We start from the raw sequence: 22,156 nt of genomic DNA, 5'->3' as shown, positions 1-22,156 counted from the left end.
TTCTTCTACAAATACCACCATAGCATATCTGGGATTTCTAACTGGGAAATAACCGGCAAACCAGGCATGGACTACATTTTCACGACCTGTTTCTGCACTTCCTGTTTTTCCTGCCGAACCTCCCCACAAAAGCAGGTTTGCCTCTATTCCCGTCCCGTTTCTGGTAACTACTTCCATAAGCCTTTTTATTCTGTCAGCAGTTCTGTTTGATATCACCCGTTCCCATTTTCTTATCTTTAATTCCCTGACCTTACGCCCTTCATCATCAATCACTGAATCCAGAATATTGGTATTATTCTTTATTCCTCCATTTGCTACTGTAGCAACGATATTAACCACCTGAAGAGGTGTTGCCATTATTTCTCCCTGACCAATAGAAATATTAGCAATATCTCCCCTGCTATAGTAACTGTTTATGTCAGGCAGATTTCCTGAAGATTCAGCCAATCCTTGGGCAAGTATGCCGGAAGGGCTGCCCAGTCCGAATTTTTGGGCCATTCTTATTAGTTCTCTGTATCCTATATCAATTCCTAATTTTATGAAGTAAGGATTACAAGACAAGGAAAATGCTTTTTCCAGGTCAATAAATCCGTGTCCTCCGTCCTCATAGGAAGAACATTTAAAATCATTACCGTCAACATTTATAGATCCTGTGCACTCAAATTCTTCAGGCAAACTGATTTCATTCTCAAAAGCACAGGCTAAATCAATTATTTTAAATATGGAACCCAGGTTATATGACGCTACCGATCTGTTAAAAAGTTCATTATTGGAGCTATTTAAGTAGTGTTCTATATTATTCTGGTCAAAATCTGGTTTGCTGGCAATTGCAAGAATATCACCGCTATAAATATCCTCAATAATAACTGCTCCTGCCATGTTTTTTTTCTCCATAACTTCTTCTACGATACGTTGCATATGGTAGTCAATTGTCAGCTTTATATTTAACTTGCTTTTTTCTTCAGCAGCCTTTTTTATCCTGTATCCTATGCCTTCCACCAGTTGGTTTTGGGCATCGGTAACCACCCCTAATGAGTTTTCCCTTTTTTGTCTGAGTATATCATCATATAGCTTTTCAACCCCTGTCTGCCCAACTCCGTCAGCTTTATTGAGATATCCAAGAATATGTTTTGCAACAGAATTCTTATCATATCTTTTAAGAGAATTTATTACCGACACACCGCCAGTATCCATATTAAGTATCTTTTCTCTTATTTCCTCATCGATTTCAAAAAGCAGAGGGACACTTTTTATCTCTATCTCTCTTTTAATCATATTAAAATCCAATCCCATGATCTCGCAAACTTTTTTTAATTCCTCTTTGTTTTCCCTGAAATATAATGATTTAAGAACAGCAATACATTTATTGGTTCTGTTGGTAAGAGGTATTAAATTTCTGTCTGTTATATTGCCTCTGGTACTATCAAGTTCAAGATTAGTTACTCTCTGCCTCCATGAGGCCTTGGCAAGAGCTTCACCCTTATATACCTGAAGATAAAATAATCTGGATATTAGGACTAAAAATAGCGATGTAAAGAGTATAAGTATTACTCCACCTCTTTTCGGACACATAAAAACCCCTCCTTGTTGGAATATATAAATTATTTCCAATAAGAGGGGTTTTTATTAGATACTATTAATTACTATTATTATTGTATTTAAGTGTAAATGAATTTTGAGCTAAAACCATGTTACCACTATTTCCACAAGCTTGGATTAAGTATCTCTACAGGTATGTCCGTAAATGTCCTTTCAATCTCTTCAACCAAATCAGGATCCAACCTGGGAGTTTCCATTAATTTCGCATTTTCCCTTACCTGCTCAGGTGTTTCAGCTCCTATAACAAGGCTTGTTATACCTTCCATATCCCTTATATAAGAAAGAGCCAGTTGAGCTATGTTAAGACCGGCTTTATCAGCAAACTGACGGAGCTTAACAAGAGGTTCCTTAGCTTTTACAAGCTTGCCTTGTAATTCCTCAGGATTTAAGAAGAAAAGGCCTTGCAGGAAAATACTTCTTACGAAAATTATAGTGTTCTTGTCTATAAGTTTCTTTAAAGCACCGGATTTAATCAGCCTATGGTCAAAAATGTTCATAGGCACCTGTATGGCTTCATAAATATCATATTTAAGCATTTCTTCAACATCTTCAGTAGTATATACAGAAGCACCTGCTTTTTCTATATAGCCCCGCGTAACCAGTCTTTCCATTACATCTGCCATTCTCTTACCAAATGTATATAGATCATTCGGATTATGCAAAAGCAAAATAGGTATTCTTTTTAAATTTAACCTCTCAAGTGATGCTTCAACATAACTGGTTATATTTTTTTCCAAATCAGCACCTTCAGCCTCATCTCCAGGTTTTGCCCTAACCTTTGTAATAATTAAAGGCTGGTTGGTCTTGTCTGATTTTTCGGTAAAATATTTTCCCAGTATATTTTCTGAATCTCCATATGCTTCTGAAGTATCATAAGCATTTATTCCTAATTCTTCTGCTGTCTGTAAAATGCTAAAACTCTTTTCAATACCAGGCTTACCTGCCTTATTAGCTATACCATAATCTATACCTAACTGGACAGTGCCTAAAGTATACTGGGATATTCTCATCCCCTTAATATCCTTATAATGCATATTCTTTCACTCTCCTTTTAACAGGGACAAATTATCGGGACAAATCTCACGTGAAATGTAATCCCCCCACTCAAAAAAATCTGGGTCCATTTATTCATCGGGGGTACATTCATTGGGTACAGACTTCACACCCTAACTTTTACAACCACTTTAGCAATTTTTTCAGGTTCATTTATTGCAATACCTGGCATATGAGCGTCTTCCGGCCATAAGATAATAAAAGTACCCTTACTTGCGGTTATAAAGTCCCCATTTCCTTCCAGGAGAAGGTAATCTCCCTCTTTATCATATTCCTTTGTTACCTTTAGGTCTTTCAGATTTGCATAACCTATTAATTCTTTCCCCTCAGCCACATACTGAATATCTATATATCGTCTGTGGGCTTCCCATACGCCTTTATCCCTGGGTTTGCTATCATACCTGGAAACATTTGCATACACTGTATCTCCATCAATTTCATATCTTCCCGGCTCCAATTTTGCGCAGTCATTATTCTGCAGAAATTCAAGAGCCTTTTTTATTGATGAATTCACACCTAAATAAAGATAGGCATTTTCAATTTTATCTACAATCATTACTATCTTCCTCCCTTACCAGGCTGTCCAGCCTCCATCAACTACAATATTTGCGCCGGTCATGAAAGAAGAGGCATCTGAAGCTAACAAAATTACTGCACCAACTATTTCTTCAGCCTTACCGACTCTCTTTAACATTGTTTTATTCCTTAAATGCTGCAGGAAATCTTCCGGAGGAAGCTTCTTAGGACTTGGGAATGGACCAGGTGTTACACAGTTGACTCTGATGTTTTTATCTGCTAGATGAGCCGCACAATATCTTGTAAATTGGATGGTTGCAGCTTTGCCTGCTCCATAATTTGCAGGATTATTCTGTCCGCTGTTACCATAAATTGAAGGGTCAGGAGAAACCATTCCATACATGGAAGCGAAATTAACTATAACGCCTCCTCCGTTTTCTTCAAAATATGGTATAACTTCCCTTGTGCATCTGAATACGGTTCCTATAGTTCCGTCAAGTCCCTTGATAAATACTTCATCAGGTGTAGTAGCTATTATGCTTTCTTTTCCATAACCTGCACCATAAGCTGCACAGTTTATAAGTACATCAATCTTTTTGAAAACTTCTTTTGTATACCTGAACATTTCCTTTATTGAGTTTGTGTCTGATATGTCAGCCTTTACATACCCAATACTTTTCAGCTCTTCTTCTGTAAAAAGTCCCTCAGGTATTTTATCCAGGACATCTGCAATCATTACTGTTGCATCATGTGCAACCATCCCTTTTACCACTGCAGAGCCAAGGTATCCTATTCCTCCTGTAATTAATACTACTTTGTCCTTTAATGAAAATAAATTTTTCATAACCAAACCTCCTCTACCAGTATTTTACTATTAATAGCGGGTATTCCAATTTTATACAATACCTAATGTAATTTATTTACTTAATTTTACCATAATTAATTCATATTTTATCTTTAATTAAATTATATTTTCTTAAGAAAATTAATATTATAATTAAGGCTTATCCTATTTTGCTGTGTATCCGCCATCAACAGGAATATTTGTGCCAGTAATATAGGCTGAAGCATCAGAAGCCAGGAATACAATAATTCCCATTAAATCAGTGTCATTTGCCATTCTGCCTAAAAATGTCCTGTCGCTATAACGTTTTACAAAGGTTTCAGGGTGATTTTCTGTTCTAAAACCTCCTGGAATAATGCAATTACATCTTACATTTTTGGACCCGTAATAACTTGCTACAAACCTTGTAAAGTTCACCATGCCACCTTTATGGAAGAAATAATCAGGTATGAGGCTATGAAAGTTCAAGCCTTCATATAAGGTTGTGTCAGGACCTATAACCCCTTGTATAGAACCAACATTTATTATGGAACCGGAACCCTTTTCAGCCATTATATCTCCAAATGTCCGGGTTATTATGAATAAACCTGTTGCATTCACTCTCATGCTTTCTGCAAAAGCTTTAGAATCATCATTCCAACTTTTCATGGGTCGAGCCACAGCATTATTGACCAGAATATCAATGGTTCCTTCCCGTTTCATTATTTCGTCTCTTAAAGCCAGTATCGAGGCTTCATCTCCCTGGTCCAAATAAAGTGGCGTAATTTCATAATCTTGTTCTTTTAATTCATTTGCAAATTTTTCAAGATTATTTACATTTCTTGAAGCCACATAGGTTTTTGCACCTGCCTGGACAAGGGCTTCTACAATTTGCCTGCCGTATAAGCCTGCTCCGCCTGTTACCAGAGCTACTTTTCCCTTTAAGGAAAATTTATCAAGTATGTTCATCATTTTATATTTCCTCCATACAAGCTTTCTATGTTTTTTGCTAGTTTAATTCCGAATTCTGAAGCCAAATCTCTGAAATATTTATTTAAGCCTACTACATCGGCTCCTATACTGATAAATCTATAACCCATCTCCACCAGCTTTACCAGGTTGTGCGGCCCTCCAACAGTACCTGCAATTTTACCATTTTTAACTGCAACTTCTGCTATTCTTTTTCTTGTCTCATCAATCAACGGATTATCCCATTTAGCAGGTGTTCCTATACCCTGGCTGAAGTCACCCGGGCCAAAGAATAATACATCAATTCCATCTAATTCTGCGATTTTTTCCAGGTCCTCAAGTGGTTCAGGGTCTTCTATTTGAATCATTACAAATCTTTCTCTATTTGCATCTCTCATATATTCCAGCAAATCAATGTTGCAATAAGCTCCGTCTGCATTTCCCCCGTCAAGAGGCCTTCTTCCAATCGGATGGAATTTTGTCATTCTGACCACATTCTTTGCATCTTCAAGGCTCATTACATGAGGTACCATAATACCGGTTGCATCCATTTCAAGGGGTCTTATATGGTCACTGTATGAACCCCTTGCCACGCGCACAAGTATGTCAGTACCATAAGCTTTTGCTGCAAGTACCTGCTTTTCAATGGCTGACCAATCATTGGGGACATGTTCCATATCTGTCCATACACAGTCAAAGCCAGCCATAGCAGCCAACTCAACTACTCTGGAATCATAAAGATTTAATTTGATACAACTTGCGACTCCCCCTGAACGTATTTTCTGAAGTACTCTGCTTGGTCTCATTTTAATATTGTGTGTTATAGAAATCACCTCTTTTTATGTATACTGCTTTCATGTATACACTTATTTTTTTTAATATCTTGATACTTTATCTGCATAAATAATTTTAATCCTATTAATACATAATGCTTAATCAATGCTGCTGTTATATGTTATACCAACTCTCCCTCAAGCATTACCATTTTGACATTAATGTCATCATCCACAATTATAATATTAGCTTTTGCTCCCTCTCTTATATTTCCGATTTCTTTCTCCATATTCAACAGTCTGGCCTGATTGTAGGAAGCCATCTTAAAAACATCAACTATTCCCACACCGGTATGTCTCAACATATTTCTGCAAGCTTTATCCATAGTCAAAATACTTCCACTTAACTGACCCAATTCGTTAAAGTTAACATCCGTAGCTTTTGTGAAATCACTGTTATTTAGAGGACTATTATTGATATGACTTTTATTATCAGAAATTGTAGAGTCAGTAATTATGATCATCTTATCTGGAGTTTTTGCTTTAAGTATAAGTCTTAGCATAAGTGGCCTAACATGTACACCCATATAATCAGGAATAACTTCTGCATAAATATCATCAGAGAGTAAAACTGCTTCATCTACTCCTACTTCCCTGGTTCCCCCGAATCTGGAAGGTGATATGGAGCATCCTGTTGCATTCATACAATGGCAAGCTAATTTCAAACCCTTAGGTATGAGCTCGAATATTCTTTCAGGACTTGCTTCTGAATGACCTACTGACATTACTATGCCTTTTGAAGATACCGTTTCAATAAAATCATCTATTCCTTCAAGTTCGGGGGCAAGAGTCCACACTTTTATTAAATCTCCTGCTAAATCAATAAATGTATTATATTCAGAAGGATCGGGCTTTCTTCCTAATTGAGAGAGGGCACCATATTTAGGGTTTGTATAAGGACCTTCAAAATGTATTCCAAGAATTGATTTCCCTTTTCCGCTATTTTTAAGCTCCTTTATCTTCTTAATGCCTTCAATTGTATCTACTTTGCTGACATTGTATGCTATAGTAGCCAGTACTGATGTGGTTCCATGTTTAAGATGGGCTTCTGCAGCAACCTCAGGGTCAGTATGGAATTCTTCAGATCCTCCTCCATGACAGTGAATATCTATAAAACCTGGTGCAGCATAATATCCTTTTACATCAATTATCTCTGCATTATCCGGAGGCTTTACATTTTCATAACTGCCAAATCTGGCTATCCTGCCGTTTTCAATAACTATTACGCCGTTGTTAATTATATTCTCTGGCGTAACTATTTTTGCGTTTATAATCACTCTATTGCTCATTGTTACCCCTTCTTAATGAGAACTAATATTATTATTTAAATAACCCGGAAATAAAAAATGAAGCAGGAAACAGGAAAAACTGGGTTTCTCCCATTTCCGCATAGCGAGTCAATGTTATGTTCCCATAATATAAGATTTAACTGTCTGTTCCTTAAATTTAGTACAGCCAATTAATACTGCAGGTCACCCTGAGGTTCAATATTAGCTGCTATTGTTTCAGTAACATATACATTTGTTCGTAATGTCTGGAGTATTGATGAAGGAATCTTTGGAGTTACAGGTCCATGCAATACCAGTCTAGAAATCATTCTCTGCCATGATACAAAAGTACCTGCAGTGGTAATCCCGTGCATTTCAATTCTGTTTTTTGCGGCAATAACGTCAGCCGGCCCGATTGTAAAGGCTTTAGGCGGTACATTGGCTATATCGCCGCTCATGCCAAAACTTCCATGTAGAGAATTCTGTGCAATTGTAAGGGGGTGAAGTGTTACAAGTCTTGCTCCCATTTTTTTGAACTCTTCAAGATCTCCTGCAAATTCAGGTGCATCAGGATCTATAAACCCAAGGTGTCCTGCCCATCCGGGACCACTGTAACAAATATCTGCTCCGCCTTTATCAGCGATTAATTTGCTGTAATGGTCCTTATTTTCATTGGTCGGTCCTACAACATTTTCTCTTGGCATTCTTAAATCAGGATCAATTTCGCTGTAAAAATACTTAAGAGTTGCATGAGTAAAACCTTGTGGATATGTTTCAGGTGCAATATTTCCATCCTGGTCAGCCCATTCATCCATGCAAAATACATGAACGTGCTTGCAATTAATCCTAAATTTGTTGATCAGATAAGCTACTTTTCTATATACAGGTGCAGGATTAGGCAGAATCATTACAACATTACGTCCGTTGTCAGCGGCATCCTTGATTCTGTAAAACATGTCTGAAAGCCATATAAATTCCAAATAATCATCAGGTACAACCTTAATCTTGAAGTCTGGATTTGGATGTTTTTCAATATCCTCTCTCTTTATGTTTCTTACTCTTTCAAGTTCCTTTTTGTCTTTAAAAGGTACAAAGGGTGCCGGATCAAAAGTAAATTCCTTATATGCGCTCATTTCAATACCTCCTGTATCTGCTTTTTTATTGTTTCAATATTTTTTCCTGAATTTTTAAATAGTCTTCATAAACTTCACTATAGATTTTCATATTTTCTTCCTGAGGTTTATATTGTTTCTTAACCAACTTGATATTGGACAGGACATCATCGTAGTTCTTATAGAAGCCCGCACCAACACCTGCCAGAACAGCCGCCCCCAGGTTTGCTATTTCTGATGTATAAAGCACGCTTACAGTTTTTCCTGTCACATCAGCAATTATTCTGCACCAAATATCGCTGTTTGAGCCTCCTCCAAAAACCCTTAACTCATTAATTCTTACTCCAAGATCTTCATGAACATCCACATTTGCTTTTATCTGGAATGCTATACCCTCCATCAGAGCCCTTATAACATCTTCATGACTGGTTGATAAAGTAAAACCATACATAAAGCCTTTCATATCATATATGTTAAAAGGCGTACCCGCTCCTTCCAGATGGGGATAGAAAAACACTCCTTTTGCGCCAGGCAACGATCTCTCAGCCATAACATCCAGTTCTTTATATGAATGTTCTTTGAAAAAAGTATTCCTAAGCCATTTTAAACTCACACAGGAAGTGCCTATAACCGATTCAATTATCCATCTGTCTTTATCAAAACAGAAACAAGGAATCCGCATCTGAGGATCAAGAGCTGGCTTAGTAAATATAGTACTTATAGCTGTAGCAGTTCCAAGGGATACTGTGGTTATTCCATCTGCTATTGCTGCTCCAATAGCAGAGCATTTTTGATCCTGTCCGCCCAAGATAATTTTAACTTCCTTGCTAAGCCCCAGTTCCTCTGCTACTTCAGGCAGAATATTACCTACACAAGTACCCATATAATCTAAATCAGGTAATTTATCAATGTCTATAGCAAATTTTTCAAGAAGACTTGAATCCCATTGTCGATTGTTTATATCAAATGCCAAAGTTCCTGAAGCCATGGTGTGGTCAGTAATTATTTTGCCTGAAAGTTTGTATGTAATAAAATCCAGTCCCATCAGAAACTTATATGTATTATTGTATACTTCGGGAAGATTTTCTTTCACCCACATAAGTTTGGGTAGAACATATGCAGCATTCAGCCTTTTTCCGGTAATGTTAAAGATTGACTTTTCATCATAGTGATCAGTTATTTGAGAAATTTGAGAGGAAGCTCTTTTGTCCAGCCAGTTTATTGCATTGTATAGTGTTTTTCCCTCTTTATCAATAGGCACAAAAGAAATTCCCTGAGAACTTACAGATATTGCACCAATTTTGCAGGCATCCTGTCCTAAATCCTTTGCTGAATTAGCAATTGAGTCTTTTACAAGTTTCCACCATAAATCAGCATCCTGTTCAATGAATGAATTGTCTTTAATTATCAGGCCATACTCAGTATAGTTTTGAGCCAGAATACTTCCATCCAGATCAAAAACCATACTTTTACAGCCCGTTGTTCCAAGATCAACTCCTAATAAATACATACACCATCATCCCATCCTTAATGCAACCGGTTGCTATTTATTATTAATTATATCATAAATGCAATGTCTAAAACAATAAAATATCTTCATAAGTCTTTAAAAAATCACTTTAATTTCCATATAATTTAAATTGAAAGTATGAACTAAAATTTCGCATAGTCATCTACATTCTCAACTGATGGTATCCTTACAGTTACCAATGTATAGCTTTCCCAAATACTTTCAACACTTATACCAAATTCTTCACCAAAATAAAGTTTTAATCTCTCATTAACGTTGCTCAATCCATATCCCTTTGAACTGATACCCCTATTAATACTTTCCTTTAACTTCTTCAATGTTTTTTCGTCCATACCTTTGCCATTATCTTTTATATGAAATACTACATGATCTCCTTCCTTATAGCCTCTTATTTCAACTATTCCTCCTCCGTCTTTTTCTCTTAACCCATGATAAATAGCATTCTCCACAATAGGCTGCAAAGTAAGCTTGGGAATATACAATTCCATGATATTGTCATCTATAATGATTTTAAAATCAATATAACCTGCGTATCTTATTTTCTGAATGGTGAGATAACTTTTTATCTGACTGATTTCTTCACTAATTTTTATTATTTCTGCTCCTTTACTAAGACTCTGCCTGTAATAATTTGCAAGTGCTATGGCAACTTCACTGATCTGGTCCGCGTTAATACTCTGAGCCATCCAGTTTATAGTGTCAATCGTATTATACAGGAAGTGAGGATTTATCTGCATCTGAAGAACCTTTAATTCCTGAGCCCTTAAAATTTTTTGCTTTTCCGTGTTTTGCTTCATCAGGTTTTTTAATGTTTCCAGCATTGAATTAAAACTTTTACCCAGTGCACCTATTTCATCATGATACTTAGCTTCAAATTTTACATCTAAATCGCCCTTCTCTGCCTCTTTCATGAGGTGACTGAGTTTAATTATTGGCATTACAAGATAAGCAGACATGAAAAATAAAAATATTGATAGTAAAACCAAACATAATAAAATGATCAATACAGTAGTTCCCTTGATTATATTTAAACCTGAAAAAAGGCTGCTTGTAGGCATAAGCAGAATCATTCGCCAATCATTGAATCTGGAAGTATAAAAAGCGCCCAGATACCGTTTACCTTTAATATCTATAATCCTATGGCCGGAAATGTCGTTCAGATCTCCGATATCCTCTGGTGCTAATATGTTGTCGCCTGTTTGATAAACTACATTTTGGAATTGCTCAAGAATAATTAGCTCCCAGCCTTTCTTCATTTCTGAATTTTCAACCAGGTTTGCCAGATTCCTTTCAAATATGTTTATTAAAATTGTTCCTATTTGGTTTTGTGTACCTATTTCATTTATATTTCTTATCATTGAAATTAAATCAGAGTCTTTATACAGTTTTGTCCATATTCTGTTTCCTTTAATCTCTTCAACATAAGGATATACATCATAGGTCTGAACATTTTTTTTTGTAAAACGGTAAGCGTCTGTTCCCAAAAAATCAACATTGCTTTCAAACACTATAATGTCACCATTCTTATTAAAAACAGCGATGGAATGGATTTGTTTCCTTGTAGACAAAGTAGATCTCAACAAGCTTCTTGTCTCGTTCTCAAAAACATAGTATTTAGTAATATCACTATTTTTTAGCAAACGCTGAACGGAATTACTGGCCAGTATTTCCAGAGATAACTCGTCAATGGCTGACAGAAATCTGTCCATCCTTAAATTTATTGCTTCAAATCTTGCAATGGAAGCATCAATTATACTTTCCTGAAGATAGGATGCAGAGATCCAATATGAAAAATATCCTATAAAAGTTATAGGTACTATCGAAATTAACATGGTTAATACTAAAAATTTTTTTCTTAACGATGCATTAACAATCCTGTTTTTAATATTTTTAAGCATTTTCCTTTTGTCTCTCTTTCCAGAAAAACCAGACTAACAATCAAAGCTTATACAAAAAAATTTTTATATTCCATATTATATCTATTTATTTATTTAATTTCCACTTTTTCACTGGCATAAAACATATATATTATGAAGATTAGGCATTTGAATAAATACTAAACAGGCTATAAGCGGTGCCTGCCTATAGCCTGTTTTCAAGAACGTAACCATTTACAATTATGATTTTGACAGTTTATTCTCAACAAAGTCTCCTCATTTACTTAATAAGTTATAGAAGATCTGAGCCATTTCAGCCCTGTTTGCACCGGACTTGGGAGCCAGCTTTTTACCATCTCCCACTACCAATCCTTTTGAGACGAGATATTTAAAAGCATCAAGAGCCCAGGGAGAAATATTTTGACTATCCTCAAACTTATCAAGTATATCATCTTTTATATCTGTAATTTCTGCTTCGCCTGTGATAATTAAAGCATTATATAGAAGAGTAAACATCTCCTCCCTTGTTATTTCTTGTTCAGGAGCAAACCTGTTGTCGCCGACACCTTTTGAAATACCTATTTGCTTTGCTACAGCCAGATATGGTGTATACCAGGTATTACCCGCGTCTGCGAAATTATCTCCTGATGTTACAGGTTGAATCCCATAGGCATCACAAAGCATTTTTATGAATTGACCACGTGTTACAGTCAAATGAGGTCCATATTGATTATTGCCTATGCCCTTTGTAATATTCCTTGCTGAGATAAAGTTTACTGCCTTTGCAAACCATTCATCATGTACGTCATTAAATACAACCTCATTATATCCTATTATATACTCACTGAAAGTTTTAAGAATGATCAGTACAAACCCATCTCTGTAGAATGCTCTCACATTTATAAGCTCTCCATTGCTGTCTAGGCGGTATACAATAATATTCTCCTCTTTTTCACCTTCTCTCAGTTTATATGGAATTATAATAAATACTTTACCATTTCCAAAATCAGATATTACTCTGTTTCCGCTTTTTATGGTAAATTCATAGGCTGGCCTGTCTAGTATTTTCTCTGGTTCCTTGGCGGATATGTTTTGGTTGTTTAACTTGCCAATAATTATTTCAATCTCTTCACCCGCAGAGGCTTTAATTGCATCCAATGCTCCCTTATCAAAGATGATCCTGCCTAAGGGTGTATTAATAATAAGTTGAATATTTTCTTTGATAAGAGCTTCAATGGCTTCCTGAGGAAGTATAAGCACTACTTCCCCTCCATCTTCCGGAGCAGCCACATTAATCTCTATAGTTCCATTAATATTTAGTCTGTTTTTCTCTTCAATTACTGCTTTTATGGCATCCATTAGCAGGGAACTTCTTATCCTTGCTTTTGAAGTATTCCTGCTGACTGATGGATATAATTCCAGTTTATAGTTCACAATTCCTCCTGTTTCGTCTATTTCTATAGAATCGTCAGACAATTCGGCAATGCTGTCTACAAGAATTCCCCTGTTAATTACATAAGGAATATATTGTATATCAGACATTGCTTGAGTTGCATCACCATTATCACGTACTTGTATGCCATATACTTCTGATAATTTCTCAATATCAAGATATACCTTTGTTCCACCTGTCATTATCCAGGTTTTTCCTCCGTCGATGGAGTAACTCATTCGGGGTGATACATTCGACAATAATCCTGTTGCTTGATTAAAATCAGTTTCAGGCACAGGAGCTTTAGGCAAATCAGTATATTTTACATTGGCTTCCAACGAATTATATAAGGTGCTGATGTCTATAATTTTAAGGCCAGTCTTATAACTATTGGTAGCAAACTGCATATAAACATTCCTGCCGTAGAAAGCAAGTACCGGAAATGCCTGGTCTCCGCTGGTCCTAACCTCTCTTACATTTCTTACCAGGTTCCATGTGGTTCCGTTATCTCTCGATAAGGCAACAGTGAGCGGATTTCTCGGGCCATTATCATTACTGTAAATATTGTTCCATATTATTATTACATCGCCTGTTGATGGGATTGTTTGTACAACGTTCGTTGAACTTGGTGTCTTAAGACCGGTATCAACCGGCTGAGACCAACTTAATCCTTGGTCGGTTGATATAGATTTATAAATCTTTCCTTCCACTCTTGTTCTCAGAGTCATAAGTAAATGTCCGTTTTTGAGTTCTGTTACTGTAGGTTCCAATGCTGCGTTTGGCAGACTGACCCATCCCGGACTTCTCTTCCATGTGTAGCCATCATCATCAGAGTACCATATCATTGCACATGTATTATCGCCGCCATACACATCACTCACTTTTGGAGCCCAGCTTACTGGTATTATTATTCTTCCGGTTGACAACCTTAAGACTCTGTTCCCGCTGGAAACAATGGTATAGCCTTGTGGCTCGGTTGTTATTTTCTTGCGTTCTCCCCAGGTTTCTCCTTCATCTTCTGATCTTCGTATATATACATTACATATATCATTGGTTTCTTTAACCAGATATATCAGCCCCAGATCTCCATTCTCCATACGGATCAATGTTGGCATCATTATGTTTACAGCACCTTCATCTTTTGGAAGCAGAGTATATTGTTCACTCCAGGTATATCCTCCGTCAGTTGATTTTCTTGCTCCAAAACAGGCTTCAGAAAAATCACCGCTTCCTTCTATAAAATCATTAAAAGCCATAAGCAGAGTTCCATCTTTCAAAGTTATAAAGCTGCCTTCTCCTCCTCTATTTTCTCCAAAGACACCAAAGTATGTTTCAGATTCAGTAGATGAAAATGCTCTGATATCATCTCTAATATCATTCAACATAAACGTGCCGTTACTATCATATAAGACCGCTTGAACTTTAATATACTTGGCCTTGACTTTAGGGAAACTGAGCCTGATTACATATCTGTCAGATTCCGTTCTTGTGCTGAAAGTCCAGCCAGTAATCTCTGTATAATTTACATTATCATCACTCTTATATATTCGTAGATTGTTTTTATCTAATCGGGTTGCATTATCTGAATCAAATATCTCGATTGCATCAACAAAAGTGATTATACCTAGATCAACACCTACGCTTCTTCGTTTGTAATCAAGATACATAGGAAACGGTTTACCTTGAATAATATTTAATGCCCCTGAATGAGGATTGGTATCATTATCCAGATATCCTGGAACGACTGGCAGTCTGTATTCCCTCTCAACGCTTTTTTCAACCTGCACGTCATCCTGAAGATTCTGAAGTATAAAGTTATAATTTCTGTCAGTAAATTGTGTATTTATTTTTAAGTATCTTGCAGTAACACCACTGAATTCAAACAAATGTACTAATCTGCCACTTCCGCTGTCTATATATGAATTAAACAGCACTCCTGGAATGTTAATATAGTTTATATTGTCGTTACTATAATAAATTTTATAATCTTCTTCTTTTGCCCTTGCAGTATTATCTTTATCCCATATTCTTATAGCATTTACCTTCTGAGGTGACCCTAAGTCAATACCAATACTTACTCTTTCTGCGTCAGTTGCAATTTGAATTTCATCACCCCAGATACTTACTGAACCTGTTTCAGGATTAGTATCATTTTTTAAGTAACCTTTTACCGACTCTAATTCAACTGGAACATAAGGTATAATTTCTTCTTCTGGATAATCAGGTACTGCAAATGCCGGATCTGCTGCACCAATAGCAAGATTATCTATATAAAATTCATCACCTGAATCTAAAGAACCCTGGGCAACAAATTTTATTCTGTCAATAGCAAATGAAAATTTGTTATACTTTGCTGAACCATTATACTCACCATTTATAAATACATCTGCATAAGCTATATTCTTGCCTTTAATAAACGGTACATTTATAGTTACTGTATTCCATTCATTGAATTTGATTACACCTTTGTCCGATAATGGATACCAGTCTCCCGACCTCAAGTAGTATAAACTGCCGTCGGAATTCAGTTTAATCTGTATAACTGAATAATTATCTTCGTTTCCGCCACTGCATATTGCAAACTGGCAGGAATTTTCTGAAGATACAGGATATATTCTAAACTCAAATTTGCCTGACTTTGAAAGATTATACTTCTTGACTATGGCTGCCGGCAATTGATCAGTATTACTGAAAATTCTTAAAGATTTTGAGCCTTCAAAAGCTAAAGCATCACTTACTACTGTCTGGGACAATATTCCATCTGAGCTGACCACCATAAAACCTTCAGGGGACTGTCCTACTATATCAGTTTCAAATGTATCTAATGAACTATCAGGGCTCTCTTCAGCTATAACTATTCCTGGCGCTTTCAAATCATCAATATAGAATTCGTCACCAGTCTGAGGTGTACCTGCTCCCTGGAAATTGATTCTGTCTATTTGGGTTTGGTTCGAAGTGTTGGGTATTAAACCTACGAATTCCCCATTCAGGTATAAATGTGCTCCAATTGTTGTATTTGCAATAATCTTCATAGTGCTCCATTCATTAAAGTTAATGGTACTTCCTAAGTCTACAGTTATTCTATTTCTTACATCATAATATTTCAGATTACCCTGGGAATCTATACGTATACTAAATAAAGTATAACTAGAACCAGTTCCTCCATTATACAAACCTATACAACTGGTATTGGCAGAAACAGGATAGATTTTAAATTCTACAGTAACATCGGTAGTAGGATCAAAGGTTTTTTCAATATAGGCTAAACTAGCGGTGGAATTATCGTATATTCTCAAAGACTTCGATCCACTATAAGCATAGCTGTCGCTTACAACTGTTCTTGCATTGTCGTCCAATGTTATACTATTATAACCTTCTGGTACCTGTCCTGTCTCATAAGTCTCAAAGGAATCTACCTGTTGTGTTTCTACCAACAATATTTCTAAATTATGGCCCTCATCCGGTATTACTATGAATTCATCAATGTAAGCAATTGTTCCTCCTCTCAAGCTGGTGGCACTGGAAAACTGGATATAGCTTATAAAATCTCCCTCTTCCTTTTTGATTGGCAAATCTACTACATATTCACCATCCAGATATAGTTTTGCCAAATTACTATCATAATCTATGTCAATTCTGAAAGTGTACCATTTATCTTTTTGAATGACTTTACCTGTTGAAATATTGGTCATGTCAGTATTTTTACCAAATACATTACCGTTCTCGTCTACAAAGAATATTATGGGTGCAGCATTATAATGAGTATTACTATAAGCTGTTTTCAGCTCTACGTAGAATTGTGTGTCCAGAGCTTCAAAATTAACATCAAACTGAATACTTCCTTTTGTAATTGATGGGAAAGAACGGGAGGCTCTTGCTATAACACCAGCCTGGTCAATTATCTTCATGGAACCATTTCCGTGGGAAGAGCGGTCTTGAGAAAGTTCAATAGTTGTACCAGCTTCAAGCCATCCATCATATTTCAGAGAACTGTTTTCAAATCCGCTGTAGGCTCCCTTTGTCTTATACAGATAATCACCGAAATCCTCTATCAGAATTCCCTTAACCCCATTCCAGTTGTTCCACCAACCTATAAAGTAATCATCACTGCCCAGATAATTTGATGGTGTAACATCTGGCTGAACCACATTATTGGGGGAAAATAAATCTGCAAGAGAAGTCTTGGAGAACATATCTAAATTACCTTTCCAGGTATTCATATCATCTTGTGAATATGCAACAGTAAGAGGAAATCTTTTATAGGAAGTACCACCCAAAGCATTATTTCCTCCCCAGACCAGAACGATGTCATCATTATACCGGTCTAATACAGGCATGGTGTTAGGCGCATACACATTTGAAGAAACAGCTGTTTCCTGCCAGGTAATTCCATAATCATCTGAGAAAGACTGGCAGAACTTTTCTACTCCGGAATATTGACATCTCATTAATAAAGTAAGTCTTCCGTCGGAAAGCTCTGCTATAGCTGCCTCGGTCGGGCCTCCTTCGAATCCGGCAGGACCTTGAAAATCAATTTGAGAAAGGCTGGATGTCCATGTCTTTCCGCTGTCAGTTGAATAAATTACTGAAACATTAAATGACCCGGTGTCAGAAGACTGGAAGTGGTAAGGAATTACATAATCAACATTGGGTCCTTCACCATCTGCTATTGATGTTTTTATTCCATTAGAATAGGTAAGGGAATATGAATGATTTGTATCTACTATATATGGTTGGCTCCAGGTTTTACCGCTATCATCCGTATATATGATTGCCAGTTTACAGTCGGATAAAGCCATATTTTCTGCATTAAAGTTATCGTACTGATAATAAATCAAATAGACTCTGTTACCGTCAACCAGGAAACCACCTGCTTCATTGCGTCTGTTATTGGAAGCATCTACAAGAATCCTGGGCTCAGACCATGTCCTTCCACCGTCAGTTGACACTCTTTGATATATTGCGCAGGGCTTCTGTGCTTTATTTGCAATGGCAATTAATGATCCGTCAGGCATTTGCTGCACTACAAGATTATCATTAAATACACTGCTTACGGTCAGGTCTTTTACAGTCCTGTTTCCATATTCTATTTCAAAGGTTCCCTGTCCATTGCTTACTGATTCAGCCGATGGATTTCCATAATATACTGTAATTTTCTGACTGTCATTGGGCTGTATTTCAGGTATCCGTACATAAAAACCCTTTCCATCATAATAATGATACAATATTCTGGATATATTTTCTTCCATTACAAATCTGATATCTGATTTATCCGGTTTAAGATATACTTCAGGTATGTCTAAACCTTCAAGTGTCAAGTAAATTATCCCGTCATATGCTTTAGTATTTTCCGGATTGTTCACAATAATCTCTTTCTTATACCTGAATGTTCCGTTATTAGCGCCTAAAAGTTCATCTGAATACCCTGCTGAAAGAATTTCCTGCAAATTGTTTGTAAAATCTGCTCCTTCAGTCTCATCCAAATGGCAATGGACTTTAATATAACGGGTTGTAACATCAAAATTATAAATAGTACAAACTGCACCCTGTTTGATAAAATCCCATCCTCTGATTTTGGTATAATTAACATTATCATCACTTATGTATATTGACAGATCTTTAGCTGATAACCTTGAAATGCTATCACTATCACGCAAAACCAGCCTGTTTATTCGGGTTTGTTCTCCTAAATCCAATCCAACACTGTTACAATTAATGTCCAAAGTAAAGTCTGTATCTACACCTATTGATCTTAACTTACCATTGTATGGATTTTCATCGTTATATACTAATCCAACCATTCCTGTTTCAGAAAAGACAGGGATATATACTTCTATTGTCTTTGAAAGGCTTATTTCTCCTTTAGTAGCAGTAACCGTCAGAGTAACCCATTGGCCGCCTCCGGCTTTTTGCACAACACCATCATCAGTTATCATATCTGGATTACTGCTTTCCCATATTAAGGGAATTGAACCTGAAATATACGGAAGATTGAATACTTTGGGCAGATAAAGATCGCTTGTAACCATCTCCGGTTTGTCATTTAAACCTTTTATCAGTTCAAAATCTATTTTTTCAAGAACATCTTCTACAATTCTTTCGTTTGAGGAATAAGCCGGAACTGTCACTAAAATATTATCCAGTTCTGCCACAACTGTTCCTTCAATTTTATTGTAGACTGATGTCATAAATTCTATAAAATTGCCTCCCTCAAGGCAGTTTAAGTCAGTGAAATATCCTTCCTGCACATCGTTTATGTAAAGGGTAAGAGTATTATCCTTAGTCACACTTACCTTAATGCGGGCAGTTTCATTGAAATCCAGACTTGTTTCCACATATTCTGATCTTCCTACTCTGTTTACCGAATTAAAATCATAAAGAACATGAAACTCAATTTTGTTGTTTTCATTCTTAACGAAAGCAAATTTAATTGTTTTTACTGCTCCTTTAATGCAAAAAGTAAAACCTCTCCATGCCTGATTAATTGATACACTTACCAGGTCTCTGAGAGTTAAATCAAATTCAACATCTATATCTCCATCCTTGTAGTCAATTCCTCTTTTCATTATGCCTGCAGACTTTTCGTTTGTGCCATCATGATAAAAAAGAAAGTACTCATCTTCTGCAAAATTAGGTTTACCGGCAGAATTAATAGAGTCATTGGTATAGCAATAATTACTGTCCGGAAAACGCTCTTTTACCCAGTTTTTTGCAGGTAAGTTTTCACAAGTGTCACCTAAAAGAATATATTCTCCCGCAAGTATTATTTTCGCTCCCTCAGATGGTATGGATGATCCGGAAAATGATACACTGCCATTATCGCTTTCCAGTTTGCAGTTCAAGTAGATAGGCATGTAGTATTCATTAATAACAATTCCTGCGCTGCTAAAGGGCAGGGCAATTTCCATCTCCAGTTTTCCTGCATTGTATTGTACTGCTGCAGTTGCTCCTACATCATTTTTGTTAAATGAATTTGTTGAAACATCATATGTTATAGTATGTATATTGCCCTCCAAGCTTCCACTAATAACAAAACTTATAGTTGAAATATTATCACCCGCAGCTCTTAATCCAATATATAAATTATCCTGGTCCCACAAAGCTCCCATTTTACAAGCAGGCGGCAATTCACCCTCAGCATATGAAAGTTCATTATTAATAAACCATACTTCATCATCTAATTTACCGTCAAGAACAGGAGGTTTCTCTGCAAGATATGCTTTGAAGGCTGTAACTTCCCCAAATGTCTGAATTTCGCCGCGGAATTTCTCTGCATTAGCAATGGTTATTCCAGTGAAGTAACTAAATAACATTATGAAAGTTAAAAATAACGCTAAAATTTTTTAGCTTGCTTCTTTTCATATACTTTTCCTCCTATCCTAAATAGATATTAGATATGACGACTATTTGAATTTTATTTATATAATTAAATGATTATGACTGTATTTTACCATAATTTGGTAAATTATCTTATTGCCATTGATATTTCCTGGGTGCCATAGTATAAAAAGATAAAAAAAAGACTTTTTAAAAAGTCTTTTAAGCATCTATATTGAACCAAAACAGAAACTGGTATTATCCCTTTATTGCCCCCAGCGTGATTCCCTGGGTAAAGTATTTCTGGAAAAGCAGGAAAACCACCAGCATGGGCAGTGATGCAAGTGTACTGCCTGCCATCATTATTCCATAATTGTTGTTGAACTCTTCCTGAAAACCTGCAACTCCTAAAGGCAGTGTTTTCATTGTGGTTCGTTTTATCATGATCAACTGCCAGAAATAGTCGTTCCATGAGGACATAAACGTAAATATTGCAAGAGCTCCAAGCCCAGGCTTTACCAGCGGTAAAACTATCTTGACAAACTTCTGCCACTCACTGCATCCATCTATATCTGCCGACTGTAACAATTCCGATGGCATGGTCTGGGTAAACTGCTTCATGAGAAATACTCCAAAAGGCCAGCCTACTGCAGGTACAATTAAGCCTGTATAAGTATCAAACAGGTTCATTTCTCTCATCAATATAAATAATGGAACAAGCAGAACCTGCTTCGGCAAAGTCATTACAGCCACAAATAGCCAGAATATCTGATTTCTCCCCGGATACTCCTTTTTTGAAAGAGAATAACCTGCCATTGAACTGGTAAGAAGCACCAGTATGGTTGTTCCCGCAGATACTATAATACTGTTTAATAACCAACGGAAAGTATTATGTCTGAATAACTGTACATAATTATCTATTATTGGTTTTTTAGGGAACCATTCCGGTGGTATGGATATAGCCACAAAGAGCGATTTAAATGAATTGCTTATCATCCAGTAAAAAGGAAATAAAAACAATAATGCCATTATAATCACGATTGTTAATGATATATATGATGCCGGTTTATTTTTCTTTTTTCTTAAGATCTTAACTTTATTAGCAGTCACTTATTTCCAACTCCTTAATTATAAGTTTTTAATGCTGGAGCTTAATAAAGTTTATTAATACTCTATATCAGTGGATAAATACTTGTATTGGAAAACAGATATTATTACTACAATAACTGCCAATATTACTCCCATAGCTGTCGCCAGGCCAAATTCACCAAATTCAAATGCTGTCTTATAGAGCTGAAACACTATTGTTGAGGTACTGTAAAAAGGACCGCCTCCTGTTAACAGTTGCACAATGGCAAATGTCTGGAATGAATTGATTGTTGTAATTATTATTATGTACAATGTAGTTGGCTTAACCAATGGCCATATTATTTTTCTTATCTGGACCCATCTTGAGGCACCATCAATTTCTGCAGCTTCTGCATATGTTGCAGGAATATTTCCAATTGACGCTATATATAAAATTACCGGTTGTCCTAAGGATAAAGTAAAGAGCACTATTACCAGTGACGGGAGCGCATACCTCTTATCACCAAGCCAGTTTACTCCTTCTATCCCGAAAATACCCAATACATAATTTAAAATACCATGAATGGGATTAAATATCCATTTCCAAACCAAACCTATACTTACAACACTTGATACAGCAGGAAAATAAAAAGCTGCCCTGGTAAAGGATCTTATAAATTCACTCTTATTATATACAACAACAGATATGAAAAATGAAAATATCAGTACAAGGGGTACATTACCCAGAACCAATAGTA

General features: G+C 36.3%; 12 protein-coding genes and 1 pseudogene. All 13 read right to left on the bottom strand.

All coding sequences use genetic code 11. The features are described from left to right. Positions 1-1,572 (bottom strand): penicillin-binding protein 2 (locus GXX20_06580; protein HHW31325.1); only part of this gene is annotated, 1,572 nt, incomplete at its 3' end. Positions 1,573-1,697: 125 nt separating this feature from the next. Further along, positions 1,698-2,633 carry an aldo/keto reductase gene (locus GXX20_06575; GenBank protein ID HHW31324.1) on the bottom strand — a complete coding sequence of 312 codons (936 nt, stop codon included), beginning with the start codon at positions 2,631-2,633 and terminating at the stop codon, positions 1,698-1,700. A 125-nt stretch (positions 2,634-2,758) separates the two neighbouring features. Beyond that, positions 2,759-3,208 (bottom strand): DUF386 domain-containing protein, encoded by a 450-nt coding sequence (locus GXX20_06570; GenBank protein ID HHW31323.1) that lies wholly within the window; start codon positions 3,206-3,208, stop codon positions 2,759-2,761. Positions 3,209-3,223: 15 nt separating this feature from the next. Next, entirely contained in the window at positions 3,224-4,012 is a 789-nt protein-coding gene (locus GXX20_06565) for an SDR family oxidoreductase (GenBank protein ID HHW31322.1), read from the bottom strand. Positions 4,013-4,177: 165 nt separating this feature from the next. After that, positions 4,178-4,963 (bottom strand): SDR family oxidoreductase, encoded by a 786-nt coding sequence (locus tag GXX20_06560; GenBank protein ID HHW31321.1) that lies wholly within the window; start codon positions 4,961-4,963, stop codon positions 4,178-4,180. Further along, positions 4,960-5,766, bottom strand: coding sequence for an aldolase (locus tag GXX20_06555; GenBank protein HHW31320.1), 807 nt, complete (start codon positions 5,764-5,766; stop codon positions 4,960-4,962). Before GXX20_06555 ends, GXX20_06560 begins: the two co-directional genes overlap by 4 nt. A gap of 149 nt (positions 5,767-5,915) precedes the next feature. Next, positions 5,916-7,082: an N-acetylglucosamine-6-phosphate deacetylase gene (gene nagA / locus GXX20_06550; GenBank protein HHW31319.1), complete on the bottom strand. Its 1,167-nt coding sequence runs from the start codon at positions 7,080-7,082 to the stop codon at positions 5,916-5,918. Between the two features lie 239 nt (positions 7,083-7,321). Beyond that, positions 7,322-8,194: pseudogene (locus GXX20_06545) on the bottom strand (hypothetical protein). A gap of 25 nt (positions 8,195-8,219) precedes the next feature. After that, positions 8,220-9,683: a hypothetical protein gene (locus GXX20_06540; protein HHW31318.1), complete on the bottom strand. Its 1,464-nt coding sequence runs from the start codon at positions 9,681-9,683 to the stop codon at positions 8,220-8,222. Positions 9,684-9,826: 143 nt separating this feature from the next. Further along, entirely contained in the window at positions 9,827-11,602 is a 1,776-nt protein-coding gene (locus GXX20_06535; GenBank protein HHW31317.1) for a sensor histidine kinase, read from the bottom strand. Positions 11,603-11,857: 255 nt separating this feature from the next. Beyond that, on the bottom strand, positions 11,858-20,326 hold the full coding sequence (locus tag GXX20_06530; protein ID HHW31316.1) for a DUF2341 domain-containing protein: 8,469 nt from the start codon (positions 20,324-20,326) through the stop codon (positions 11,858-11,860). 262 nt (positions 20,327-20,588) lie between these two features. After that, positions 20,589-21,359, bottom strand: coding sequence for a carbohydrate ABC transporter permease (locus GXX20_06525; GenBank protein ID HHW31315.1), 771 nt, complete (start codon positions 21,357-21,359; stop codon positions 20,589-20,591). 135 nt (positions 21,360-21,494) lie between these two features. Continuing rightward, a partial coding sequence (locus GXX20_06520; protein ID HHW31314.1) for a sugar ABC transporter permease occupies positions 21,495-22,156 on the bottom strand: 662 nt, incomplete at its 5' end.

Source organism: Clostridiaceae bacterium, assembly GCA_012840395.1.
In the GTDB taxonomy this organism is placed as follows: domain Bacteria; phylum Bacillota; class Clostridia; order Acetivibrionales; family DULL01; genus DULL01.
Note: the sequence above shows the minus strand (reverse complement) of the source record. Positions and strands in the feature narration are given on the sequence as shown.